This is a genomic window from Glycomyces artemisiae, assembly GCF_003002955.1.
In the GTDB taxonomy this organism is placed as follows: Bacteria; Actinomycetota; Actinomycetes; order Mycobacteriales; family Micromonosporaceae; genus Glycomyces; species Glycomyces artemisiae.
This window is the reverse complement of record NZ_PVTJ01000011.1, coordinates 40,515-63,014: the sequence shown is the minus strand read 5'-3', so window position 1 is coordinate 63,014 and position 22,500 is coordinate 40,515. Positions and strand designations below refer to the sequence as shown.

General features: G+C 73.2%; 23 protein-coding genes. 11 read left to right on the top strand and 12 right to left on the bottom strand.

What is annotated here, in order from left to right; all coding sequences use genetic code 11:
• Nucleotides 1-15: 15 nt before the first annotated feature.
• On the bottom strand, nt 16-2,754 hold the full coding sequence (locus B0I28_RS23210; RefSeq protein ID WP_181245919.1) for an AfsR/SARP family transcriptional regulator: 2,739 nt from the start codon (nt 2,752-2,754) through the stop codon (nt 16-18).
• Nucleotides 2,755-2,996: 242 nt separating this feature from the next.
• Between B0I28_RS23210 and B0I28_RS23205 the strand changes: the two genes are divergently transcribed.
• The 3 genes from B0I28_RS23205 (at nt 2,997) to B0I28_RS23195 (ending at nt 4,524) form a co-directional block, all read left to right on the top strand.
• Nucleotides 2,997-3,353: a hypothetical protein gene (locus B0I28_RS23205; RefSeq protein ID WP_146148211.1), complete on the top strand. Its 357-nt coding sequence runs from the start codon at nt 2,997-2,999 to the stop codon at nt 3,351-3,353.
• A 17-nt stretch (nt 3,354-3,370) separates the two neighbouring features.
• Nucleotides 3,371-3,748 carry a hypothetical protein gene (locus B0I28_RS23200; RefSeq protein WP_106366246.1) on the top strand — a complete coding sequence of 126 codons (378 nt, stop codon included), beginning with the start codon at nt 3,371-3,373 and terminating at the stop codon, nt 3,746-3,748.
• Nucleotides 3,749-3,903: 155 nt separating this feature from the next.
• Nucleotides 3,904-4,524, top strand: a complete 621-nt coding sequence (locus B0I28_RS23195; protein ID WP_106366245.1) for a TetR/AcrR family transcriptional regulator — start codon at nt 3,904-3,906, stop codon at nt 4,522-4,524.
• Between the two features lie 452 nt (nt 4,525-4,976).
• Here the strand turns inward: B0I28_RS23195 and B0I28_RS23190 are convergent, their stop codons facing one another.
• Together B0I28_RS23190 and B0I28_RS23185 are read right to left on the bottom strand one after the other, a co-directional pair.
• Nucleotides 4,977-5,216 (bottom strand): hypothetical protein, encoded by a 240-nt coding sequence (locus B0I28_RS23190; RefSeq protein WP_146148210.1) that lies wholly within the window; start codon nt 5,214-5,216, stop codon nt 4,977-4,979.
• A gap of 88 nt (nt 5,217-5,304) precedes the next feature.
• Nucleotides 5,305-5,700 (bottom strand): RidA family protein, encoded by a 396-nt coding sequence (locus tag B0I28_RS23185; protein WP_106366243.1) that lies wholly within the window; start codon nt 5,698-5,700, stop codon nt 5,305-5,307.
• Nucleotides 5,701-5,808: 108 nt separating this feature from the next.
• Between B0I28_RS23185 and B0I28_RS23180 the strand changes: the two genes are divergently transcribed.
• Nucleotides 5,809-6,753 carry a helix-turn-helix transcriptional regulator gene (locus tag B0I28_RS23180; RefSeq protein ID WP_106366242.1) on the top strand — a complete coding sequence of 315 codons (945 nt, stop codon included), beginning with the start codon at nt 5,809-5,811 and terminating at the stop codon, nt 6,751-6,753.
• Here the strand turns inward: B0I28_RS23180 and B0I28_RS23175 are convergent.
• Nucleotides 6,744-7,265, bottom strand: a complete 522-nt coding sequence (locus B0I28_RS23175; RefSeq protein ID WP_106366337.1) for a winged helix-turn-helix transcriptional regulator — start codon at nt 7,263-7,265, stop codon at nt 6,744-6,746. The genes B0I28_RS23180 and B0I28_RS23175 overlap by 10 nt on opposite strands.
• An 81-nt stretch (nt 7,266-7,346) precedes the next feature.
• Between B0I28_RS23175 and B0I28_RS23170 the strand changes: the two genes are divergently transcribed.
• Complete coding sequence (locus tag B0I28_RS23170; protein ID WP_106366241.1) at nt 7,347-8,693, top strand: MFS transporter; 1,347 nt, start codon at nt 7,347-7,349, stop codon at nt 8,691-8,693.
• Nucleotides 8,694-8,696: 3 nt separating this feature from the next.
• On the opposite strand, the gene B0I28_RS23165 is transcribed toward B0I28_RS23170, so the two are convergent.
• Entirely contained in the window at nt 8,697-9,185 is a 489-nt protein-coding gene (locus B0I28_RS23165; RefSeq protein ID WP_245889081.1) for a D-alanyl-D-alanine carboxypeptidase family protein, read from the bottom strand.
• A gap of 91 nt (nt 9,186-9,276) precedes the next feature.
• Here B0I28_RS23165 and B0I28_RS23160 point away from each other — a divergent pair, with 91 nt between their 5' ends.
• Entirely contained in the window at nt 9,277-9,948 is a 672-nt protein-coding gene (locus B0I28_RS23160; protein WP_106366239.1) for a response regulator transcription factor, read from the top strand.
• On the top strand, nt 9,941-11,056 hold the full coding sequence (locus B0I28_RS23155; protein ID WP_106366238.1) for a sensor histidine kinase: 1,116 nt from the start codon (nt 9,941-9,943) through the stop codon (nt 11,054-11,056). The genes B0I28_RS23160 and B0I28_RS23155 overlap by 8 nt, the downstream gene beginning before the upstream one ends.
• Here the strand turns inward: B0I28_RS23155 and B0I28_RS23150 are convergent.
• Genes B0I28_RS23150 through B0I28_RS23135 form a run of 4 tightly spaced genes read right to left on the bottom strand, consistent with a single transcriptional unit; the run spans nt 11,036 to nt 14,085 of the window.
• Nucleotides 11,036-11,470 carry a GNAT family N-acetyltransferase gene (locus tag B0I28_RS23150; protein ID WP_106366237.1) on the bottom strand — a complete coding sequence of 145 codons (435 nt, stop codon included), beginning with the start codon at nt 11,468-11,470 and terminating at the stop codon, nt 11,036-11,038. The two genes, B0I28_RS23155 and B0I28_RS23150, sit on opposite strands and share 21 nt — an antisense overlap.
• Complete coding sequence (gene vanX, locus B0I28_RS23145; protein WP_106366236.1) at nt 11,464-12,084, bottom strand: D-Ala-D-Ala dipeptidase VanX; 621 nt, start codon at nt 12,082-12,084, stop codon at nt 11,464-11,466. Before vanX ends, B0I28_RS23150 begins: the two co-directional genes overlap by 7 nt.
• A complete protein-coding gene (gene vanA, locus B0I28_RS23140) occupies nt 12,081-13,118 on the bottom strand; it encodes a D-alanine--(R)-lactate ligase (RefSeq protein WP_106366235.1) in 1,038 nt (345 codons plus the stop codon). Before vanA ends, vanX begins: the two co-directional genes overlap by 4 nt.
• Nucleotides 13,111-14,085, bottom strand: coding sequence for an NAD(P)-dependent oxidoreductase (locus B0I28_RS23135; protein WP_106366234.1), 975 nt, complete (start codon nt 14,083-14,085; stop codon nt 13,111-13,113). The genes vanA and B0I28_RS23135 overlap by 8 nt, the downstream gene beginning before the upstream one ends.
• A 117-nt stretch (nt 14,086-14,202) precedes the next feature.
• Between B0I28_RS23135 and B0I28_RS23130 the strand changes: the two genes are divergently transcribed.
• Nucleotides 14,203-15,561, top strand: a complete 1,359-nt coding sequence (locus tag B0I28_RS23130) for a UDP-N-acetylmuramoyl-tripeptide--D-alanyl-D-alanine ligase (RefSeq protein WP_106366233.1) — start codon at nt 14,203-14,205, stop codon at nt 15,559-15,561.
• 3 nt (nt 15,562-15,564) lie between these two features.
• Here the strand turns inward: B0I28_RS23130 and B0I28_RS23125 are convergent, their stop codons facing one another.
• Together B0I28_RS23125 and B0I28_RS23120 are read right to left on the bottom strand one after the other, a co-directional pair.
• On the bottom strand, nt 15,565-16,713 hold the full coding sequence (locus B0I28_RS23125; protein WP_106366232.1) for an MFS transporter: 1,149 nt from the start codon (nt 16,711-16,713) through the stop codon (nt 15,565-15,567).
• A gap of 34 nt (nt 16,714-16,747) precedes the next feature.
• Entirely contained in the window at nt 16,748-18,112 is a 1,365-nt protein-coding gene (locus tag B0I28_RS23120; RefSeq protein ID WP_106366231.1) for an MFS transporter, read from the bottom strand.
• Between the two features lie 142 nt (nt 18,113-18,254).
• Between B0I28_RS23120 and B0I28_RS23115 the strand changes: the two genes are divergently transcribed.
• The 3 genes from B0I28_RS23115 to B0I28_RS23105 all read left to right on the top strand — a co-directional run bounded on the left by B0I28_RS23115 (nt 18,255) and on the right by B0I28_RS23105 (nt 21,370).
• Nucleotides 18,255-18,905, top strand: coding sequence for a HEAT repeat domain-containing protein (locus B0I28_RS23115; protein ID WP_106366230.1), 651 nt, complete (start codon nt 18,255-18,257; stop codon nt 18,903-18,905).
• Nucleotides 18,905-19,906 carry a MerR family transcriptional regulator gene (locus B0I28_RS23110; protein ID WP_106366229.1) on the top strand — a complete coding sequence of 334 codons (1,002 nt, stop codon included), beginning with the start codon at nt 18,905-18,907 and terminating at the stop codon, nt 19,904-19,906. Before B0I28_RS23115 ends, B0I28_RS23110 begins: the two co-directional genes overlap by 1 nt.
• An 84-nt stretch (nt 19,907-19,990) precedes the next feature.
• Nucleotides 19,991-21,370: a cellulase family glycosylhydrolase gene (locus B0I28_RS23105; protein WP_181245918.1), complete on the top strand. Its 1,380-nt coding sequence runs from the start codon at nt 19,991-19,993 to the stop codon at nt 21,368-21,370.
• Between the two features lie 41 nt (nt 21,371-21,411).
• Here B0I28_RS23105 and B0I28_RS23100 read toward each other — a convergent pair whose 3' ends face one another.
• Complete coding sequence (locus tag B0I28_RS23100) at nt 21,412-22,446, bottom strand: aldo/keto reductase (protein ID WP_106366227.1); 1,035 nt, start codon at nt 22,444-22,446, stop codon at nt 21,412-21,414.
• Between the last annotated feature and the right edge of the window lie 54 nt (nt 22,447-22,500).

The following is a 22,500-nucleotide window of genomic DNA, read 5'->3' as shown; positions in this document are numbered from 1 at the left end:
TCCGGCCCCCTGCGGCTAGCCGAGCTCGGCGAGCCGCCCGCGGATCCGCTCCGCTTCCGGGTGGCCGAGGTCCTCGAACACCGCGAGTGCTTGTGCCCACGCCTTCCGCGCGCCGCCGCGGTCGCCGGTCTCCAGGAGCACCTCGCCGAGGCCGGTGAGCGCGGCGGCCTCCCCGGACCGCAGTCCGGCCTCGCGGTTGAGGTCCACCGAGCGGCGGTGGTGGGCGAGGGCCTCCTCGTACCGGTCCAGCTTGCGGTATATGTACCCGAGGCTGTCCCGCGCCGCGGCCTGCCCGGCGAGGTCGCCCGCGGACTCCGCGAGTTTCAGTGCCGCCTCGCAGTCGGCCAGCGCCTCCTCGTACTCCTCGTCGACCGTGGCAAGGTGCCAGCCGATCGAGTTGAGCGCGATCGCCTCGCCTCCGAGGTGCCCGGCCGACCGGTACAGTTCGAGCGCGCGGCGGTTGCATTCCAGGGCGGCGTCGCCGCGGCCCTGCCTGCGCCACACGTAGCCGCGCAGCTGGTGCACGTGGCCCTCATCGATCTCGTATCCGGGCCTGCGGCACCGTTCCAGCGCCCGGTCGAGGAGTTCATCGGCCTCCTCGAAGTGGTCGAGGAGCGTGTGGGCGAACGCGAGGCGGCGCTGCACCCGCGAGAGGACCCCGTGGTCGCCGAGGGGCTCGACGAACGCGTAGACGCGCTCCCAGCACGCTTCGAGGTCGTGCCAGTGCCCGCTGCGGTGGAGGTAGTCGGAGACGGTCCATGCCAACCGCCAGCAGTGGCCGTCGTGTCCGGAGGCCGCGGCGTGCTCGACCGCGGCGAGGAGCACGGCGTGCTCGGCGGCGAACCAGGCCATCGCGGCCCTGCCGTCCTCCAGCGCCTCCGGCGCGGTGCCGGGGCGGGCGGGCGCGGTCGCGACCCGGTCCTGGATCGGGTTGATCAGTCGCAGCCCCGCGGCGGCGGTGTGGAGGTAGTGGTCGAGGATCCGCAGCACCGCCTCCTCCCGTTCGCCGTCCGCTTCGGCGAGTTCGGCGGCATAGGCGCGGAGCAGGTCGTGGAAGGCGAACCGGCCCGGGGACGCCTCGAACACGAGGGTCGCATGGGCCAGCTCGGTGAGGAGACGCTGCGCTTGGGCCGCACTGGTTCCCGCGAGCGAGGCCGCCGCGGCGGCGGTGAAGTCCGGTCCCGGATGCGTCCCCAGGAGACGGAACATCCTTGCGGCGCCGGGGGAGAGGGCCCGGTAGGACCACGAGAAGACGGCTCGCACGTCGGCGGCCGGGTCGGGGTCGGCGAGCGCGTCGAGGCGGCGCGCGGCCTCCCGCAGCTCCGCGGCGAGCGCCGCGAGCGCGAAGTGCGGGTTCCCGGCGGCGCGGGCGGTGACCACCGCGAGCGCCAGCGGGAGCCCGGTGCACAGGTCCGCGATCTGTGCGGCCGCCTCCGGCTCGGCCGCGGTGCGGCGCCTGCGCAGCCGCCGCTCCAGGAACAGCCCGGCCTCCGCGCTGCCGAGCGGACGCAGCCCGATCGGCCGCGCCCCTTGGGCGACGAGCCCGGAGAGCTTGTCGCGGCTGGTGACGACCGCGGCCGTGCCGCGCCCGCCGGGCAGGAGCGGGCGCACCTGCGCGGCGTCCCGGGCGTTGTCGAGGACGAGCAGGATCCGCTTGTCCGCCACCAGGCTCCGGTAGAGGCCGATCTGCGCGTCAAGGTCGCCGGGGACGGCCTCGGGCGCGGTGCCGAGCGCGCTCAGGAGCGCCCGGACCGCCTCGCCGGGCGCGACGGGCTGCCCGACCGGGTCGAAGCCGCGCAGGTTGACGTACAGCTGGCCGTCGGGGAAGCGGTCGGACACCTGGTGCGCCCAGTGGAGGGCGAAGGAGGTCTTGCCGACCCCGGCGGTCCCCGTCACCGCCGCCACCGCGGCGGTCCCCGCCTCCAGCAGTCCGTTCAGTTCGTACAGTTGCGCTTCGCGCCCGGTGAAGTGCGCAGGGGCGGCGGGCAGCTGGCGCGGCAGCGTCCGCACGGTCACCGCCGCGGGAGCGGTCGCGGGAGCGGGGCGCTGGAGCCCGGGGTCGGAGTCCAGGATCCGCCGGTGCAGCAGCTCGACCTCCGGTGACGGCTTGACCCCGAGCTCGGTGTCCAGCAGCCGGTGCAGGCGCCGGAACGCCTCCAGCGCCTCGCCCTGCCGTCCGGTCCGGTACAGGGCCAGCATGAGCAGCCGCCACAGGCCCTCGCGCAGCGGGTGCGCGGCCGCCAAGTGCTCCAGTTCGGACACGGCGACAGCCGCGCCCGTGTCGAGTTCCGCGCCGAGGCACTGCTCGGTCGCTTCCAGACGGAGCTCGTCGAGCTGCCGCGCACGGTCCCGCACCGCGGGCACGTCGATTCCCGTGAACGCCGTACCCCGCCATAGGGCCAGACCCTCCCGGAACGCCGTGACCGCTTCCTCCAGTGCGCCGCCCCGCAGCGCGGCGCGCCCCTGTGCGGACAGCGCCTCGAAGCGGAGCGCGTCGACCGTCCCGGCGGCGGCCTCCAGCAGGTATCCGCCGTCGCGGGAGTGCAGGACCGCGCCGACGCCGAGTCGGAGCAGTCTTTTGCGGATCTGATACACGTACGCGCGCAACGTGGCCGGGGCGCCGTTCGGCGGCCGCCCCGCCCAGAGCTGGTCGATCAGCCAGTCCCGCTCGCACATGCGGTTCGCGCCGACCAGCAGCAGCGCCAGAAGCGCGCGCGGCTTGAAGCCCGCCGGCGTGGCCGACCGTCCGTCCACCACTAGTTCCATCGGCCCCAGCACTCGGAACCGCACCGTCGTCGCAGCCATGCCGACCTCCGCCGGTCGTGTCTCCACGACCCATGTGGTCGATGCGAAAGTCCTTCCGCGCCAACCGAACAGGGTCGAATCTGTCTGCGCGCACCACAGCACCGCCACATTATCACCACACGCGTTCCGCATGATGTGAAGCGGATCACCGAAGCACATCGGTGCACAACGCAGAAAGCAGGTGAAGCGCGATGCTCAGAACTCGCCTCCGACGGGCCGTGACGGCCGCGTTGATCGGCACGGCGACCGCCGGCCTCCTCGCCATCGGTTCCGCGGCCCCCGCCGCGGCCCAGGACGTCTCGATCATGGACTGGCCGACCGGATGCACCTACCAAGTGCAGAAGCCCTGGGGTGCGGTCGCCAAGTGCGACCACGCCAACGGCGGGTCCTACGCCGCCTCCGTCACGTGCAAGGACAATGCCGGCGAGGTCTACGAGGCCGACGGCGCGTGGCGCCGGTACGGCTGGTCCTACGCCTACTGCCCGGGCAGCTCCAGCGCGCAGTACGCGGGCATCTGGAAGTCCGCGATCGACCACTCCCGCGGGTAACGAGAGGAACGAGTCATATGAAGAGGACCTTGTTCGGCCTGCTCGCCTCGATCGCGATGGCGGCCGGTCTGCTCAGCGGCATCCAGGGCGCCGCCGCGGCCCCTGTCGCGGCTCCTGCCGCCGTCGAGGCGACCGCGGGCGACGTGACCATCCAGTCCCTGCCGACCGGATGCACCCACTACAAGTACAACCAAGGCTGGGTGGGCATCTGCTCGCACGCCAACGGCGGGTCGTGGCGCGCGAGCGTGGACTGTCGGCCTGAGGACGGCGGGCCGGCGTTCACCCGCTACCCCTCCGTCTGGCAGACCGTCTCCAACGTCCCGTCGTACGTGAGCTGTCCGCCGATGAGCTCCGCCTACGGGGGCATGATCACGAGAAGCGCCGTGCGCGAATAGCCCCGTAGCGATGGCCGCCCGCCGACGACGCCGGGCGGCTTCCGCGCGTTCCCGATCGGGACGAGCGCGCACTCCTGTCACAACCGTTCGGTACCTTTCCAATGGCGTCTTCCCATCATCCGACGCCATGTGGTGCCCGAACGAGGAGAGCAGTATTGCCCGCGCCCAGAAAGTTCACGAGAGAGCGGTTGCAGGCCACCGCGCTGTCCATAGTCGACGAACGGGGCCTGGCGGGCCTGACGATGCGCAGTCTCGCCGCCGAACTGGGCACGGGCGCGATGACCATCTACAACTACGTCGACGGCCGCACCGGCCTCGAAGCACTCGTCACGGAGGCCGTCATGGCCCAGTCCACCTGGGAGGAGCCCGAGAGCGGCGACTGGCGCGACGCCGTCGCGGCCGTCGCCGAGGGCGTGCTGCTCACCGTCCGCGACCACCCGAACGCCATCCCGCTCATGCTCGCGCGCGGCGCCCTCCACGAGTCGGCGCTGACGCCCTCGGAGGCGATGCTCGCCGCGCTGCACCGCGGCGGCTACCGCGGGACCGACCTGCTCGTGGCGTTCCGCGTCGTCTCGGGCTACGTCTCCGGGTTTGCGCAGGTCGAGCTGGCGTCGCCCCGGCCCGAGCCGGCCCAGGAGTCCGAGCCGGACGCAGCCGCCCCCGATCCCGAGCGCTTCCCGCGCCTCGCTGAGATCGGCGCCGCCGCAGCCGAATCGGACGCGCTGGCCCGGTTCCGCGCGGGGCTGCGCATCATCCTCAGGGGTCTGGAGCCGTAGGTCCGGGGCCGTGGGCCCGGCCCAGGCCAGTGGGTCGGGCCCACGGCGTCGGGCCCGGCACCGGCGGCTTTCGGTGCGCGCACCGCCGGTGCCGGAGAACGTCGGGCACGGCCGAACGACCGGTCCGGCCTCCTGTCCACGTGGAGCACGTACCCCGTACGTGAACGATGCAATTGAATCACGTACTCTGTACTTGTACAACCCTCGGGGTCTGCAAGAGACTTTCGCGACAACGAATCGCTTGTGGTCCAGTCGAATTCGCGCACGTCCGCTGTCGCGTGCCGAAGAAAGCGGTACACCGCCCCGGGTCCTCCCCGGCCGTGGCGGTGTACACAGTAGATGTCGGCTCCGTCGGGCGGCCCCCTTCCAGGCCGCCCGGCGATCCGCCGACCGCCTTGGCTCGCGCGCCTCCTGTTGGGGATCGGATCGTGGCGCGCGAGCCAACCGGCGGTCTACCGCTGCTTGGGCCGCACGACGGCGCGCACGATCAATCCGACGCCGCTGGCGAGCGCGAGCACCCCGAACGGGATGGCGAGCAGCGCCAGGCCGATCATCTGGATGAACGCGTTCAGCACGGCCCCTCCGATGAACCCGGCCCACAGCGCCCGGTTGACGATCTTGTCGTGGCTGACGGCGGCCCGGGGCGGGGCGGTGCGGAAGTCGTTCATGGCTCCTCCAGATGTCGTGTCCATGGCTACGACGGTACGGCGGAACGCCGTCGCGCCCAATGCCCTCACCTGGTGAAACGCAGGTACAGACTGCTGTACCGCCCCGCACCCCCTAGGCGGCCGCGGTCCCCTCCAGCTCCACCATCAGGCCCGGCGCGGCCAGGCGCACCACTCCGAGGAGCGTCGACGCGGGCGCGGCCCCGGCGGCGGCGAGCCGCCCCGCCAGCACCCCGTAGTGCCGCAGCAGCTCGTCCACATCGGTCGTGTACACGTTGAGCCGCACCAGGTCCGGCAGCGACATCCCCGCCCCGGCGAGCACCGCCTCCAGGTTGTCCAGGCTCAGCGCCAGCTGCGCGGCCATGTCGCCCTCGTGCTCCGGCCGCCCGTCCTTCCCCGTCGAGGTCTGCCCCGCGCAGTACAGCGTCCGGGTCTGCCCCGACACCAGCTCGCCCTGGTTGAAGCCCAGCTCCAGCGACCACTCCACCGGGTTCACCGCGGTCCGTTCCATTGCCACAGCACTCCATTCATCGGATCGGCGCCGCCGTTCGGCGCCGCGACAAGGAGCCTCCCAGGAATACACGACACCCTGTGTCAGGTATTCCAGTAGGATGTCGCGATGCGCGCCGACCGACTCGTCTCCCTGGTCCTCCTCCTGCGCCAGCGCGGCCGCCTCACCGCCGACGCCATCGCCGCCGAACTGGAGGTCTCCACCCGCACCGTCCTGCGCGACATCGAGGCCCTCTCCGCCGCGGGCGTCCCCGTCTACGCCGAACGCGGCCGCCACGGCGGCTTCTCGCTCCTCCCGGGCTTCCGCACCGAGCTCACCGGCCTCACCCGCGACGAGGCCCTCGCGCTGCTCACCGCGGGCCCGTTCGGCCTCGGCCCGGCCCTCGCCTCCGGCCTGCGCAAAGTGGTCGACGCCCTCCCCGAACCCCACCGCGCCGACGCGAACGACGCCGCGCAGCGGTTCCTCCTCGAACCCGGCACCGACCTGCTCTCGCGCCGCGCCGCCACCGACGACGTGCCCCCCGCCGTCCTCGACACCGTCCGCCGCGCCGTGCTCGCCGGGAAGCGGCTCCGCATCGACTACGCCGCCGCCGGACAGGACCCGAAGCGGCGCACCGTCGACCCCATCGGCCTGGTCACCGTGCGCGGCAAGGCCTACCTGCTCGCCACCCGCTCCGGCGCCGACCGCACCTACCGCCTCTCCCGCGTCAAGGCCGCCGAAGCGCTCGACGAGCCCGCCGAACGGCCCGACCGCGTCGACCTCGACCGCATCTGGCGCGAGCGGGCCGCCCGCTTCCTCGCCGACGACCGGCTGCACGTCCTCGTCCGCGTCGACCCCGCCCGCCGCGAAGAACTCCTCGACAGCGCGGTCGCCGTCCTCACCGAGATCCCCGACCCCGACGGACGGCTCCGCCTCGAAGTGGCCTTCCAGGATGCGCGCCATGCCGAATGGGCCCTGTGGGGCCTCGGACCCGACGCCGAGGCCCTCGCCCCCGCTTCGCTCCGCGAAGCCCTCCGCGACCGGGCCGCCGCGCTGGCCGCCCGCTACGCCTGAGGTTCGAGCACGAGCGGTTCGAGGAGGCGCCTGGGACGGTTCATCGCCTGGCTCACGCGGTCGGTGCGCTTCGGCCCCGGGCCCGGATACATCTCCACGTCCCTCGGGTGGACCGGCCCGCACTGCGGGCACTCGGTCGACGGCAGCAGCCCGGCCCCGCACTCGGCGTGCCGGAACAGGCGCGGCGGCTCGCCGCCGATGTGCTTGTAGCCCCACACCCCCAGCTGGTACACCACCGGCCACAGCTCCACGCCCGCGTCGGTCGGCACGTACTCGTACCGCGGCGGGGACGCCTGGTAGGGGCGCTTCTCCAGGACCCCGCCCTCGGTCAGGCGCGCGAGCCGGTCCGACAGGACGGCCTTCGGGATGTCCAGGCGCACTTGGAAGTCGCTGAAGCGGCGCACCCCGTAGATCGCGTTCTGGACCACGAGCAGGGTCCAGCGCTCGCCGAGCAGTTCGAGCGAGCGGGACAGCGAGCAGTCCTGCCCCAGGTAGTCCTTGCCGAGTGCCATGACCGCATCGTACCCCGGTTCGTTCACTGAACCAACAGTGCTAGGCTCCGGTGAGTTCATTGACCGAACCTAGGAGCATCCATGACGGCGACCCTCGCCCCGACCCGCCCGACCACCAGGACCGGCACGGTCCTCGCCCTCCTCTGCGCGGCGCCGCTGCTGGTCATCCTCAACTACTCGACGCCCCTGATCCTCGCCCCGCAGACCGCCGCCCACCTCCACGCGGGCGAGACAGGCCAGACCTGGATCATCAACGCCATCTCCCTCGGCCTCGCCGTCCCCCTCCTCACCTCCGGGAACCTCGCCGACAACCACGGCCGCCGCCGCGTCCTCACCGCGGGCGCCTGGCTCTTCGCCGCCGCGGTCCTCTTGGCGGCTCTCGCCCCGAACACCGCGGTCTTCGCCACCGCGCGCGTCATCCAGGGCGCCGCCAGCGCCGCCCTCCTCACCGCCAGCCTCGGCATCATGGGCGCCGTCTTCACCGGCCCCGACGAGCGCCGCCGCGCCACCGCCGTCTACGGCGCCATGATGGGCCTCGGCGTCGGCGCCGGAGCGGTCCTCGCCGCCGGGCTCGACGCCGCGCTCGGCTGGAACGGCCCCTACTGGCTGTACGCCGCCGCCGCGGCGGCCCTCGCGGTCGCCGGGCGCCTCGTCCTCCCCGAGTCCCGCGCCGAGCACCCGCGGCGCGCCGACATCGCGGGCACCGTCACGCTCGGCCTCGGTGTCGCCGCGCTCATGTCCGGCCTCACCCTCGGCCGCCAGGACTGGTCCGACCCGGTCGTCATCGCGCTCCTCGCCGCCGCCGCGGTCTGCTCCGCCGCGTTCATCGCCGTGCAGCTCCGCGCCCGCGAGCCCATGCTCGACCCGGGCCTGTTCGCTCGCCCGGCGTTCCTCATCGCCTCGCTCGGCGCGCTCGCCACGGGGATCGCGGTCATCAGCATGATGAGCTACCTGCCGACGGTGTACCAGTCGGACGCGGTCCTCGGCTCCGTCGAGACGGCCGTGGTCGTCGCGCTCTGGTCCACGGCCGCGTTCGTGGTCTCCTTGCAGGTCAAGCGGTTCAACCTGACGCCCGCGATGCTCCTCGTCCTCGCGCTGGTCGTCGCGGGCGCGGGCTCGGCCCTGCTGACCGGCCTGTCCGACGGCTGGTCCTGGTGGCACGCCGCGCCCGCGCTCCTCGTCGCGGGCGCGGGCTACGGCGCCGCGAACCCGGCGCTGACGCGCCTGAGCATCGACTCCGTGCCCGCCGACCGCGGCGGCATGGGCTCGGGCGTCAACAACACGATGCGCTACATCGGCACGGCCGCGGGCATCCCGATCGTCGCCACCCTGGTCGACGCGACCGGCACGGACGGCGCGCTGTGGACCTGCGCGGCCCTCGCGGTCGCCGCCGCGGCCGGGTTCGCGCTCCTGTCGCGCCGGGCCTGATCCTCACCCGCGGCGCGTGCGCGGGTCGTGCGACGGGTCCGGGTACATCGGCGGCGGGCCGTGCACGACCGCGTCGGGCCGCAGCTCGAAATGCCACGGCTCGTTGCGGTAGATCTGGCACAGCCCGTAGGCGGCCCCGTAGAGCGAGAGCCAGGCGCGGGCGTCCCGGCCGAGGTCGATCGCGCGGCCCGCGACGTGCGCTGACGTCTCGGGCGTGGACACCCAGCGGGCCGCCGCCTCCGCCGAGCCGTGCTCGGCCACGGCCTCGCTGAGCAGCTCCTCCTGGTAAGCGGGGGAGCGCCAGCCGCCGTTGACCTGGAAGACCACGCCGTCGCCCGCGGCGGCCGCGGCGGCGCGGCGCAGGGCCGCGAGGAGGTCCGGGTCGAGGTTCGCCACGGCCGGGACGTCGTCGAAGACGGTGGTCCCGGCGGGGACGGCGCCGTGCGGGGCGCCCAGGGCCCGGCGCGCGGGCGAGATCGTCGAGTGGGTCATGCCCACCAGTGAACGGACTGCGCGGTTATGGGGCCGTATGCGCTTTTCGATATGCGGGCGATAGGTGCGGGCCCGTAGCATCGTGTTCCTTATGCGCGTACTGATCGTCGAGGACGAACCCCTGCTCGCGGAGGCGATCCGCGACGGCCTCCGCCTGGAGGCCATAGCGGCCGACATCGCCGGGGACGGCGACACGGCCCTGGAGCTGCTGAGCGTCAACTCCTACGACATCGCGGTCCTCGACCGCGACATCCCCGGGCCCTCCGGGGACGAGGTCGCCCGCGAGATCGTCGCCTCGGGCACCGGCATGGGCATCCTCATGCTCACCGCCGCGGACCGCTTGGACGACAAGGCGTCCGGGTTCGAACTCGGCACCGACGACTACCTGACGAAGCCGTTCGAGTTCCGGGAGCTGGTGCTGCGGCTGCGGGCCCTGGACCGCCGGCGCGCCCACCACCGCCCGCCCGTGCGCGAGCTGGCGGGCCTGCGCGTCGACCCGTTCCGCCGCGAGGTCTACCGCGACGGGAAGTACGTGGCGCTCACCCGCAAGCAGTTCGCGGTCCTCGAAGTGCTTGTGGCCGCCGAGGGCGGCGTGGTCAGCGCCGAGGAGCTGCTGGAGAAGGCGTGGGACGAGCACGCCGACCCGTTCACCAACGCCGTGCGCATCACCGTCTCGGCGCTGCGCAAGCGCCTCGGCGAGCCGTGGGTCATCGCCACCGTGGCCGGGGTCGGCTACCGGATCGAGGAGCCCGGCCGTGGATAGGAGGCCAGGCCTGTCGGTCCGCCTGCGACTTACCATCTCCTACGCCCTGTTCCTGGTGGTCGCGGGCTCGCTGCTGCTGGCGATCGTGTGGCTGTTCCTGCTGCGGTACGTGCCGATGGAGGCGATCACCCTGCGCGGCGACAGGGGCCCCGACGGGACCATCGGGCCGGGCCTGTTCATCCCCGGGCGGCTCGACCTGTGGCGGGCGTTCGCGCCGAAGGCCCTCGCGTCCCTGGTGTTCCTGCTGCTGCTCGGCCTCGGCGGCGGCTGGTTCCTCGCCGGGCGGATGCTCGCGCCGCTCACCCGCATCACCGAGGCGACCCGCGAGGCCGCGGGCGGCGCGCTGGGCCACCGCATCCGCCTGCCCGGCCGCCAGGACGAGTTCCGCGAGCTCGCCGACTCCTTCGACTCGATGCTCGCGCAGCTCGAATCGCACGTCGCCGAGCAGCAGCGGTTCGCCGCCAACGCCTCCCACGAGCTGCGCACGCCGCTGGCGATCACGCAGACGATGCTCGAAGTGGCCCGCTCCGACCCGTCCCGCGACCCGGGCGAGCTCATCGAGCGCCTGCACCTGATGAACGCCCGCGCGATCGACCTCACCGAGGCTCTGCTGCTGCTCAGCCGCTCCGACCAGCGGGCCTTCGCGAAGGAGCACGTGGACCTCTCGCTCGCCGCCGAGGAGGCCGCGGAGTCGCTGCTGGAGCTCGCCGAGCGCCGCGGCGTGTCCGTCGAGGTCGCCGGCGACGCCGCGCCCGCGAGCGGCTCCTACTCGCTGCTGCTCCAGCTCGCGGTGAACCTGCTGCACAACGCGATCGTCCACAACCTGCCGGAGGGCGGGGAGGTCCGCGTCGCCACGGGCGTCGACGCCGGGGACGCGTACCTCACCGTCGAGAACACCGGCAGGGTCCTCGCGCCGCAACTGGTCGCGACGCTCACCGAGCGGTTCCAGCGGGGGAGCGGGCGCACCCGCACCGACCACGTGGGCATCGGCCTGGGCCTGGCGATCGCCGACAGCATCGCCCGCGCCCACGACGGCTCGCTGACGCTCGCCCCCCGTGCGGGCGGGGGGCTCGCGGCCACGGTCCGCCTACCCGCCGAGCGGCCGTAGGAACCGCGACGACCGCCCGGCCTGGCTCTCGTACCCGCGGCCCTCGTAGAAGCGGTGCGCGCCGGTCCGGCGGTCGCTGCTGGTGACCTCCATCCGGACGCACCCGCGCGCGGCGGCGAAGTCTTCCGCGGCCGCGACGAGCCGCGCCCCGACCCCGCGCCCGCGGGCCTCCTCGGCGACGACGAGCGCCACGATCCGGCCCCAGGAGCCCTCGCGCTCGAAGAACGGCGCGACGTGCACGGCGATCACGCCGAGTACCTCCCCGTCATCGGCCACCAGGACCGCCCCGGAATCGTCGGCGTCCCACTGCGCGATCCGGGCCGCCGCCGACGCCTCGTCCTGCGGGTAGCCGAGCTGCCCGAGCAGGACCGCGAGCGCCGCGGCGTCCTCCTTGCGCGCCTTGCGGATCAGCACGGCCCCTCCTCGATCGGGAAGTCGAAGTACGTGTCGGGGTACGGCTCGTCCCGCAGCGTGTAGTGCCACCACTCCCACGGATACGCCTGGAACCCGCACGACTCCATGACCGATCTGAGGTCCCGGCGGTTCGCCGCTTCGACCTCCGCCACGCCCTCGGCGCCGTGGTGCGAGACCGGGTCCATGAGGTCGTGTCCGCCGCCCATCGGCACGAGCCCACCGGTGTCCAGGCGGAAGAACGTCAGGTCCACGGTGGACCCGCGGCTGTGGCCCGAGCGGGGCGCCACGTAGCCGCGCGCCACCATCTCGTGCCGCCCGATGTTCGGGTAGTGCCGCGCCTTCGCCGCGCCGTCCTCGGGCTCCTCGGCCCAGCGCAGGAACGCGTCCACGGCGCGCTGCGGCCGGTACGCGTCCCACAGGTGCAGGCCGAAGCCGAGCGAAGCCGCCTTCTCCTGGACCCGCTCCAGCGCGGCGCACAGCTCCACGGTCCCGGCGATCCGGTCCGCGAGGTACCCCTCGACCGGCCGCCCCGTGAAGTTGCGCGGCCCGGCGTACACGGCGTCCCAGCGGACGCCCGGGAGCGCCTCGTCGACGAAGACGAAGCCGTCCCTCAACGCCCCGTTCCCGTCAGCGCCAGGGCGATCATCCGGTCGAGCACCGCCCCCATGTCCAGCCCCGACGCCGCCATCATCCGCGGATAGCGGCTGTAGGAGGTCATGCCCGGCAGGGTGTTCACCTCGTTGAGGACGACCCCGCCGTCCTCCGTGAGGAACATGTCCACTCGCGACAGTCCTTTGCAGCCAAGGGCCCGGTACGCGGCCTTCGCGGTCTCCTGGACGAGCGTCCGCGACGCGGCCGGGATGTCGGCCGGGACGATCGCCACCGAGTTGTCCGAGCCGGTCTCGGGCCGTTCCTCCTGGTGGATCCGGAAGAACCCGTGCGTCAGGGCGATCCGGTCCACCTCGCCCGCGACCAGGTCCGGGCCGCTGCCCAGGATCGCACACCCGATCTCCGCGCCGTCCACGGCCTCTTCCACGAGGACCTTCGCGTCGTACCGCCGCGCCTCCGCCATCGCGCCGGCCAGCTCCTCCGGGCCGGACACCTTGCTCACCCCGAACGAGGACCCCGACCTGGCGGGCTTCACGAACACCGGGTACCTCAGCGACGCCGGGTCGGGCTCCTCGCCCTCGGCGACGATCCGGAACTCCGGCACCGCGATCCCGGCGCTGCGCGCCACCAGGTACGTCAGCGACTTGTCGATGCACAGCGCCGAACCCGCGATGTCGCAGCCCGCGTAGGGAATCCCCGACAGCTCCAGGAGCCCCTGGACCGAGCCGTCCTCGCCGTACCGGCCGTGCAGGACCGGCACGACCGCGTCGAGCCGGACCTCCTCGTACTTCCCGTGGTCCAGTACCAGCAGCCCGTGGACGCCGCGGTCGGGCGAGAGCACCGCCGGGCGCGAGTCCCGCTCCCAGTCCCCTTCGGGCCCTTCGCAGAGCCGCCACTCGCCGCCCTCGGTGATCCCGACGTACAGCGGCTCGTACTTCGCGGTGTCGAGGTGCTTCGCGACCTCCCGCGCCGACTTCACCGACACGGGGTGCTCCTCCGAAGCACCGCCGAACAGGACGGCGATCCTGAGCCTAGCCATGCTGATTCCTCTTCTCCTCGTAGCGAAGGCAGCCCGCGACCGAGTGCTCCACGGTGTCGCGCAGCGCCCGGTCGGTGTAGTACGCGGTGTGCGGGCTGATGATCACGTTCGGCAGCTTCTGGAGCCGCTCCAGCGCGTTGTTCCCGACGAGCCGGTCCCGCCGGTCGGCGTAGAACACGCCCTCCTCGCCCTCGATGACGTCGAGCGCCGCGCCGCCGAGCCGCCCGGCCTCCAGGGCCGGGACCAGCGCCTCGGTGTCGATGAGCGGGCCCCGCCCGGTGTTGACGACGACCGCGCCGGGCTTGAGCCGGTGGATGCGGCCGCGGTCGAGGAGGTGGTGCGTGCCCGCGTTCAGGGGCGTGTGCAGCGTGACCACGTCGCTCTCGCGCAGCAGCCGGTCCAGCGGCAGGTACTCCGCGTCGGCCTTGGGCCGCTTGTCGAACGCGATCACCCGGCACCCGAACCCGCGCAGCCGGTCGAGCACCGCCGCGCCGATCCGCCCCGTCCCGACCACGCCTACCGTGAGGTCCCGCAGCTCCCGGCCGCGCTCCTCGTACAGCCGGTAGTCGTGGACGTCGGCGCGCAGCACCGTCGACCTGGCGTTGCGCAGCACCATGAGCATGAGCATCAGCGTGTAGTCGGCGATGCTGTCGGGCGAGTACGCGACATTCTCGACGGTGATGCCGATGCTCTCGGCGTACTTCACGTTCACGTGGTTGCAGCCGACGCTCCTGGTGGAGATGTACTCGACGCCGGCGCGCTTGAGCGCGAGCAGCGTCGCGCTCGACACGCGGGTCTTGTGCCCGATGCTGATGCACCGGGCCCCGGACGCCAGCGCGACGTTGGCCTCCGTGACGGGCGCGTCGGTGAGCACCGGGTCGATCCGGTCGGCCAGGGCGCGGAACGCGTCGGCCTCGTCCGGACCGCACCCGAAGACGGCGATGCGGGCGGGTTCGCTTTCGGTCATGGCGAGGAGTCTCGACCCGTCCGTGTTGTCAGGGCGTATGCGGATTTCCATACGCCCGCGATACCTCCCGCGGCCTTGACTTCCCCGCATGACACCGAACCGCACCGGAGCCGCCGCATGATCCCGCTCGACCTCGGCGACATCGCCGCGATCACCGGCGGGACCGTCGCGGGCGACCCCGCCGTCAGGGTCACCGGCCCGGCCGTCCTCGACGGCCGCGACGCCGCCCCCGGCGGCCTCTTCGTCGCCTTCGCGGGCGACCAGGCCGACGGCCACGACTTCGCCGCCCAGGCCGGCGACGCGGGCGCCGTCGCCGTGCTCGGCTCGCGCCCGACCGTGCTGCCCACGGTGGTCGTCGGCGACGCGCAGGACGCGCTCCAGGCCCTGGCCGCCCATGTGGTGGCGCTCCTGCACGGCGGCCTCACCGTCACGGGAGTGACCGGCTCCCAAGGGAAGACGGGCACCAAGGACCTCATCGCGGCGGTGCTCGGCAGCGCCGCGCCCACGGTCGCCACCGCCGGGTCGCTGAACAACGAGCTCGGCACCCCGATCACGATGCTCCGCGCCGACGCCGGCACCCGCCACCTGGTCCTGGAGATGGGCGCGCGGCGGCGCGGCGACATCGCCGACCTCGCGACGCTCGCCTCGCCCGACATCGGCGTGGTGCTGAACGTCGGCCAGGCGCACCTGAGCTACATGAAGACCCGCGACGCCATCGCGAAGGCGAAAGGCGAACTCGTGCAGGGACTCGCCCCGGGCGGCACGGCGGTCCTCAACGCCGACGACCCGCGCGTCGCCGCGATGCGCGCCCTCACCGACGGGCCGGTGCTCACCTTCGGCCGCGAGCGGGAAGCCGATGTGCGCGTCGCGGACCTGGCCCTGGACCGCCTCGGCCGCCCGACCTTCGCGCTGCGGATCGCGGAGGGGACGGCCCGGGTCGCGCTCCCGGTCACGGGCGCCCACCAGGCGCTCAACGCCGCCGCGGCGGCTGCTGCGGGACTCGCGGCGGGCGTGCCGCTGGACGCGGCCGCGAAGGCGCTGGCGACCGCCTCGCTCTCCAAGTGGCGCATGGAACTGCGCGAACTCGGCAACGGCGTGGTGCTCCTCAACGACTCCTACAACGCCAACCCCGATTCGTGTCTGGCGGCGCTCGACTCGCTGGCGGTGATCGAGGGCGGTCGGCGCATCGCGGTCCTGGGGGAGATGGCCGAACTCGGTTCGGTCGCCGACGCCGAGCACCGCCGCATCGGCGCGTATGCGGCCGCCCGGGCCGACATCGTGGTCGCGGTAGGAGCGGAGGCCCGCCTCCTCGCCGAGGGCGCGGGGAAGGGCGCGGTCGCCTTGCCGGACAACGGGAGCGCCGCCGACTGGCTCCGCGACCGCCTCGCCCCGGGTGACGTCGTCCTCGTCAAGGCCTCCCGAGCGGCCGGTCTCGACGAGGTGGCGGACGCGGTCGAAGCCCTCGCCCGCTCCTGAGCGTCAGCCGACCGGCCGGCGCCGCACGAGGCCGAACCGGGCCAGCCCCGCCGAGGCGAGACTCAGCGCCGCCAATGCGCCCAGCGCCACCGGAAGCGTTGCGGCCGTGGCTATCGCGCCGACGAGCAGTGGGCCGCCCGCGTCGCCGAGTTCGCGGCCGAGTTCGGCGTTGCCCATGGTGCGGCCCATGCGCTCCTCGGGCGTTGCCGCCGCGAGGTGCGCGAACGCCAGCGGCGTGACCGACCCCACGGTGACGCCCAGCAGCACCGCCGACCCGAGCAGCGTCGACCAGTGCGGCGCAACCGCGATGAGCCCCAGCGCGACCGCCGCCAGCGCGAGCCCGGCCGAGGTCCCGGTGCGGTCGGCGATCCGGTCCGCGTCGCGCAGCCGCCCCACGAGCGGCTGCACCGCCGTCGACGCCAGCGCCAGCACCGCGACGGCCGCCGCGCCCGTGAGCGCGGGCAGGTCGAGCCGGACCGCGAGGAGCGGCAGGAACCCGACCGCCACGCCGAGCACCGCCGTGGTGGTCGCGAGCAGCGCGGTCGGCACGAGGAAGCCCCGCTCGGTGGTCTGTCTGACCAGGTCGGCAAGGGTATATCGGGGTCGGGGTACGACCGGCAGGGCGGGCAGCGACGCGAGCGTCCAGACCGCGGCGACGGCCGCGAGCACCGCGAGGGCCACATAGACCGCCTCGATGCCGAACAGGTGCGTCAGGCCCACGCCGATGAGCGGGCCGAGCACGTATCCGAGGCTCTTCCACGCGCCGTACCGCCCGAAGTACCGGCCGAGCCGTTCGCGGCCCGCGAGGCGCGCGACCGCCGCCGACGAGGCGGGGGAGAACGCCGAGGCCGCCGCGCCCTGCCCGAGCCTGGCGACGGCGAACACGAGCGGCGTCGGATCGATCAGGGCCGCGAGCGAAGCGAGCACGAACGCCGCGAGTCCGCCGACGATCACCGGTTTCGCGCCGATCCGGTCCGACAGCGCCCCGAAGACCGGCTTCAAGATCACTTCCGCGACGTCGTACAGCGCCAGGACCGCGCCGAGGCCCAGGAGCGTGAGGCCGATGTCGTCCGACTCGGCCCCGAGCACGGAGGCGATGCCGTGCGCGCCGAACGCCGTGGTGAACCCCGCCAGGTACAGCGGCCCCATCATCACCTTCGTCACGGCGGGAAATCTAGCAGCAGGGTCAGGCGGCGACCTGCTCCGGCTCCTCGGCCTGCGACTCCTCAACGGCCGCACGGTATTTCGCGCTCAGCTGCCGGTACTGCGGCGCGAGCATCGCGAGGACCGCGAGCGCCGCGCAGACGAGGCCGCCGAGGAGCAGGATCAGCGCGATGCCCCGCGACTCCCCGGTCCCCAGCAGCCACTCCCACTGCCGCCGCCCCTCGTCGGTCCGCATGTACGGGATCACCAGCAGCTCCGCGACCGGCGCGATCACCAGGGCCGTCACCGGTGCGGCCGCGGCCTCGAACGTCATCGCGAACCCGAACACCCGGCCCTGCTTCTCGAACGGCACCACCCGCTGGATCACCGTCTGCTCCGCGGCCTCCGCGGCCGGGATCAGCGCCATGAACAGCCACACGCCCAGGATGAACAGCCACCCCAGCTCCCGCACCGCCGACACCGCGCCCGCCAGGCCCAGCGCGATCACCACGAGCAGGATCGTGCGGATCGGGTTGCTCCCGATGCCCCGCTTGGCGACGACCGCGCCGCCCGCGATGAACCCCGTCGACGCCACCGCGAACCAGATACCCCAGCCCTCGACGCCGAACATGTCGATCCCGTACGGGTCCATGACCGCCATCGCGACCCCGCCGAACAGGTTGTTCAACGTCGTGAACAGCACCAGCGCCACCAGGCCCGGCACCGCCCGCACCGCGAGCCAGCCGCCGCGCAGGTCCACCAGTGAACCCGGCGCCTCGCTCTCGGCCTTCCGTTCCTCGGGGATCGCCAGCGGCACCAGGTGCAGCAGCGTCAGCGCGAGCGCGGCGATGCCGATGATCATCGTCCAGCCCATGCCCAGGAACCCGATCGCCAGGCCGCTGAACACGCTCGTCACCAGCATCGCCACGCCCTGGACGGTCCCGACCAGGCCGTTCGCGTTCGCGTGCCGGTCCGCCGGGACCAGCAGCGTCACCGTCGTCGACAGCGCGATCCCGCGCAGCTGCTCCACGACCGCGCCCGCGAGCATCACCACCGTGAAGATCCAGAACCACGGCAGCGACAGGTCCCGCATCCGCTCCTCGCCCACCGCGAAGAAGAACGCCGCGTCGAGGACGAACACCGCGAGCGCCGCGAGGGTCGCCCACAGCATCACGGCCTTCTTCTGGAAGCGGTCCACGAGCGTGCCGAAGAACATGCCGAACAGCGACACGAAGATCATGTACGAGGCGGCGACCACGGCGGAGGCGATCACGTTCCGCGTCTCCACGTAGATCCAGAACGTCAGCCCGAACCACAGGAAGCTCGTGGTCACGTTCGCAACGGCCGTGTTGACCAGCACGTGCAGGAAGGTCCGGAAACCACCGGGGGGCGCGGGCGGCAGGCTCATGATGCGGTCCTCTCTCGATTCAGTGTCTCCCTCTATGACCGCGTGCGCGCCCCGGACTCATCGGTCCGCCGCGAATTCCCCCGCGAACCGCTTGACATTGACACGATGGCAAGGTCTTCACTTGACGGCGGAGGTGGTCCCCATGGACACGACACGCACGCTCACCGGCGCGCTCGCCGCCCGCGACGCCTCGGTGCGGCTCAAGGCCGCCCTCGCCGCGGGCACCGAGCCCGACCCGGCGCTGGCCGAGGCCCTGATCGCGCGGTGCGCGGTCGAGCCGGACTTCTACGTCCGCGACATGCTCACGTGGGCGCTGACCCGGCTGCCCGCCGACGCCGTTGTCCCGCTGCTGCTCGCCGAGCTCGCATCGCCGAACGCGCAGGCCCGCGCCCAGGCGCTGCACACGCTGTCGAAGGTCGGCGACGCGCGCGCCTGGCCCGCGATCACGCGGGACCTGCTGCGCGACGGGGACGACGAGGCCGCCCGCGCCGCCTGGCGCGCGGCCGTGGTCCTCGTTCCCGACGGCGGGGAGCGCGCGCTCGCCGAAGAACTCGCCGCCCAGTTCGGGCGCGGTGGGCGGGAAGTGCAGCGCAGCCTGAGCCGCGCCCTCGCGGCCCTCGGCGAGCACGCCGAGCCGGTCCTCAAGGACGCCATGGCGAACGAGGACCCGGTCGTGGCGGCCCACGCGGCGGCGACGGAGCGGCTCCTGCGCGACCCCGACGCCGCGTTCGAGCCCGCCGTGGACGCCGCGAAGCGGCTCGCCGCGCTCGGCGGCCGGGAACCGGGGGCGTAATGCTCATCGGCGAGGTCGCGCGCCGCTCCGGCGTCTCCACCAGGATGCTCCGGCACTACGACAGTCTCGGCCTGGTGCGGCCGACCGGCCGCACCACCGGGGGCTACCGCGAGTACGCCGACGCCGACATCCGGCGGATCTTCCACGTGGAGAGCCTGCGGACCCTGGGCCTGTCGCTGCGCCAGATCGGCGCGGTCCTCGACGACCCGGGGTTCGCGCCCGCCGCGCTCATCGCCGACCTCACCGCCGCCGCCGAGGAGCGCCTCGCCCGCGAGCGTGAACTCCTCAAGCGGCTCAAGGCCGTCGACGCCTCCGACCCCGAAGGCTGGGAGGACGTGCTCCGCATCGTGGAGCTGCTCCGCGGCCTCGGCTCCGCGAGCGCGGCCCGCCGCCAGCAGGCCGCACTCGAAGCCGAACTGCCCCCCGCCCTGCTCGTCGAAGCCGTGCTCGCGGAAGCGGACCCGCACGTCGCCGGGGCCCTCCAGTGGGCCCTCGCCCGCGCTGACAGCGGCGTCGTCGCGAGCCTCGTCCCCGGCCTGGCATCGCCGGACGCCGCCGTGCGGCTGCGCGCCGCCACGGCCCTCGCCGAGATCCCCGGCGACGAGTCCTCCACGGCGCTCGACACCGTCCTGGACGATGTGGACACCGCGGTGCGCGCCCGCGCCGCCCTCGCGCTCGGCGTCCGGGGGAGCGCCGCCGCGATCCCGGTCCTCGTCGACATGATCGTCAAGGGCGCCAACGACGTCGACGCCGCCGAAGTCCTCGGCGCGCTCGCCGCCGACCCCGGGCCCGCCGCGGCCATCGCCTACGACCTCGCCGACGCCCTCGCCTCTGCCGCGCCCGCGGCGCGGCTGCGCCTGGTCCAGGCCCTCGCCGAGCTCCCGCCGGGCCTCGCGCTCGACCTGCTCCGGCCCCTCGCCGCGGACCCGGATGCCACGGTCGCCCGCACGGCCGCGGCCCTCGCGGGCGTCGTCGCGGCCCGGGAGCGCGGCGAGGCTTGACGCCGCGGTAATAGATTGGCAAACTTCAATATGCTTATTGGGAGCGCTACCGCGCTCCCGCTCCTCGAACCCAAGGACCGGCATATGAAGACGCGAAGACGACGGACGGCGGCGATCCTCGCCGCGGTCACCGCCGCACTGAGCGCGAGCGCGCTCACCGTAGCGGCCGCCCAGAACGCCAGCGCCGCAGCGGGATGCGACGTCGAATACGACATCGTCAACGACTGGGGCACGGGCTTCCAGGCCAACGTGAGCATCACCGCGGGCGAAGCGCTCGACGGCTGGACCGTGGAATGGGACTTCACCGGCGCTGTCTCCGGCATCAGCGCCTGGAACGTCTCCGGCCAATCCCTGAGCGGCAGGCACTTCACCGCTTCCGACGCGGGATGGAACGGCGCGATCGCCGCGGGGCAGACCCGGGAGGTCTTCGGCTTCACCGCCAGCGGCGGCTCAGGCGAGATCAGCAACGTGAAGGTCGACGGCGTCGCCTGCGGCGACGGCAGCGGCGAGCAGACCACCGAACCCGAGCCCACCGACCCCGAACCGACCGACCCGGCCCCCGCGGGCACCCCCGTCGAGGAGCACGGCGAGCTCCACGTCTGCGGTGCGGGCATGTGCGACGAGAGCGGCGCGCAGATCCAGCTCCGCGGCGTCTCCAGCATGTGGCTCCACTGGCAGACCCAGCCGTACGCCCAGAACCTCCAGGCCCTGGAGTGGATGCGCGACAACTGGAACATCGAGGTCTTCCGCGTCGCCATGGGCGTCGAGCCCGAAGGCGCGTACCTCGACGACCCGCAGGGCTGGAAGACCGAAGTGGAGAAGGTCATCCAGAACGCCGCCGAGGCCGGCGTCTACGTGATCGTCGACTTCCACGCGCACCAGGCGCACCAGCACCAGGCCGAGGCCGTCGCGTTCTTCGCCGACCTCGCCGACCGCTACGGGCACCTCCCGAACATCATCTGGGAGCCCTACAACGAGCCCGAGCAGGTCTCCTGGACCGGCACGGTCAAGCCGTACCACGAGGCCGTCGTCGCCGCGATCCGCGCGCAGGACCCCGACAACCTCATCGTGCTCGGCACCCCGACCTGGTCGCAGGACGTCGACGTCGCCGCCCAGAGCCCGGTGTCGGGCGCCAACCTCATGTACACGCTCCACTTCTACTCGTGCACGCACGCCCAGTGGAACCGCGACAAGGCCGACGCCGCGATCGACGCGGGCCTGGCCCTGTTCGTCACCGAATGGGGCGCCAGCGCCGCCGACGGCGGCCTCGACGGCCGCGTCTGCCTCGACGAGGCGCAGCGCTGGGTCGACTGGATGTCCGCGAACAAGATCTCCTGGACCGCATGGAAACTGGACGTCGGCCCCGACTCCACCAACCTGCTGTCCTCCGGCGCCCCCCTCACTGGAGGCTGGGACGACTACCTGCACGGCCACGCGCCCTTCGTGATCGCGAACCTCCCGTAGCCGGCAGGGGCCCGGTCCAATGGGGACCGGGCCCCTGCCGCTCACACCACGGGCGGGTTCAGCCGCGCGAAGCCCTCCTGGCGCTCGTACGGGTAGTACGGGTATGGGGCGGTCTTCGCGCTGGCCTCGTCGAGCCGGGCGACCTGCCCGGCGTCGAGCTCCCACCCGACCGCGCCGAGGTTCTGCCGCAGCTGCTCCTCGTCGCGGGCGCCGACGATCACCGACGCGACGGTGGGGCGGCGCAGGAGCCAGTTGATCGCGATCTGCGGCACCGTCTTCCCGGTCTCGGCGCTGATCTCGTCGAGCACGTCGACGATGCCGTAGAGGTGCGCGTCCTCCACGGGCGGCCCGAACTGCGCGGTCTGATGCAGGCGGCTGCCCTCGGGCACGGGCTGCCCGCGCCTGATCCTCCCGGTGAGCCGCCCCCAACCGAGCGGGCTCCACACGAGCGCCCCGACGCCCTGGTCCAGGCCCAGCGGCATGAGCTCCCACTCGTAGTCGCGGCCGACGAGCGAGTAGTAGACCTGGTGCGCCGCAAAGCGGGGCCGCCGGTCCCGGTCGGCGGCGTCGAGGGTCTTCATGAGCTGCCATCCGGCGTAGTTCGAGGCGCCGACATACCGGATCTTCCCGTCCCGCACGAGGTCGTCGAGGACCGCGAGGGTCTCCTCCACCGGGGTGCGGGCGTCGAATGCGTGCAGCTGGAACAGGTCGATGTAGTCGGTGTCGAGGCGCCGCAGCGCGGCCTCGACGGCCCGCGTCAGGTGGACCCGGGACGCCCCGGCCTCGTTGGCGCCCTCACCGATAGGTAGTCCGGCCTTCGTGGAGATGAGCGCTCTGTCCCTGCGGCCCTTGAGGGCCGCGCCGAGGACCTCCTCCGATGCGCCGTCCGAGTAGACGTCGGCGGTGTCGAACATGGCCATCCCCGCGTCCAACGCGATGTCGACCATGCGGCGGGCCTGCGCGACCCCGGTGTCGCCCCAGGCGCCGAACAGCGGCCCGGAGCCGCCGAAGGTCCCGGCGCCGAAGGACAGGGCGGGCACGTGGAGGCCGGAGCGGCCGAGGCGGCGGTGTTCCATGGCGAATCCCTTCTAAAGGAACTACAGTTCCGTTAACGTGAGGTCTAAGCTAGC

Bases quoted from the DNA above. Each gene is read 5' to 3' on its own strand.
- B0I28_RS23185 (WP_106366243.1), bottom strand. From the start codon at position 5,700: ATGGAACGGACCGCGGTGAACCCGGTGGAGTGGTCGCTGGAGCTGGGC.
- B0I28_RS23110 (WP_106366229.1), top strand. From the start codon at position 18,905: ATGCTCATCGGCGAGGTCGCGCGCCGCTCCGGCGTCTCCACCAGGATG.
- vanA (WP_106366235.1), bottom strand. From the start codon at position 13,118: ATGGCTAGGCTCAGGATCGCCGTCCTGTTCGGCGGTGCTTCGGAGGAG.
- B0I28_RS23205 (WP_146148211.1), top strand. From the start codon at position 2,997: ATGCTCAGAACTCGCCTCCGACGGGCCGTGACGGCCGCGTTGATCGGC.
- B0I28_RS23105 (WP_181245918.1), top strand. From the start codon at position 19,991: ATGAAGACGCGAAGACGACGGACGGCGGCGATCCTCGCCGCGGTCACC.
- B0I28_RS23190 (WP_146148210.1), bottom strand. From the start codon at position 5,216: ATGGACACGACATCTGGAGGAGCCATGAACGACTTCCGCACCGCCCCG.
- B0I28_RS23100 (WP_106366227.1), bottom strand. From the start codon at position 22,446: ATGGAACACCGCCGCCTCGGCCGCTCCGGCCTCCACGTGCCCGCCCTG.
- B0I28_RS23165 (WP_245889081.1), bottom strand. From the start codon at position 9,185: ATGACCCACTCGACGATCTCGCCCGCGCGCCGGGCCCTGGGCGCCCCG.
- B0I28_RS23130 (WP_106366233.1), top strand. From the start codon at position 14,203: ATGATCCCGCTCGACCTCGGCGACATCGCCGCGATCACCGGCGGGACC.
- B0I28_RS23170 (WP_106366241.1), top strand. From the start codon at position 7,347: ATGACGGCGACCCTCGCCCCGACCCGCCCGACCACCAGGACCGGCACG.
- B0I28_RS23125 (WP_106366232.1), bottom strand. From the start codon at position 16,713: ATGATGGGGCCGCTGTACCTGGCGGGGTTCACCACGGCGTTCGGCGCG.
- B0I28_RS23120 (WP_106366231.1), bottom strand. From the start codon at position 18,112: ATGAGCCTGCCGCCCGCGCCCCCCGGTGGTTTCCGGACCTTCCTGCAC.
- B0I28_RS23200 (WP_106366246.1), top strand. From the start codon at position 3,371: ATGAAGAGGACCTTGTTCGGCCTGCTCGCCTCGATCGCGATGGCGGCC.
- B0I28_RS23180 (WP_106366242.1), top strand. From the start codon at position 5,809: ATGCGCGCCGACCGACTCGTCTCCCTGGTCCTCCTCCTGCGCCAGCGC.
- B0I28_RS23160 (WP_106366239.1), top strand. From the start codon at position 9,277: ATGCGCGTACTGATCGTCGAGGACGAACCCCTGCTCGCGGAGGCGATC.
- B0I28_RS23175 (WP_106366337.1), bottom strand. From the start codon at position 7,265: ATGGCACTCGGCAAGGACTACCTGGGGCAGGACTGCTCGCTGTCCCGC.
- B0I28_RS23115 (WP_106366230.1), top strand. From the start codon at position 18,255: ATGGACACGACACGCACGCTCACCGGCGCGCTCGCCGCCCGCGACGCC.
- B0I28_RS23135 (WP_106366234.1), bottom strand. From the start codon at position 14,085: ATGACCGAAAGCGAACCCGCCCGCATCGCCGTCTTCGGGTGCGGTCCG.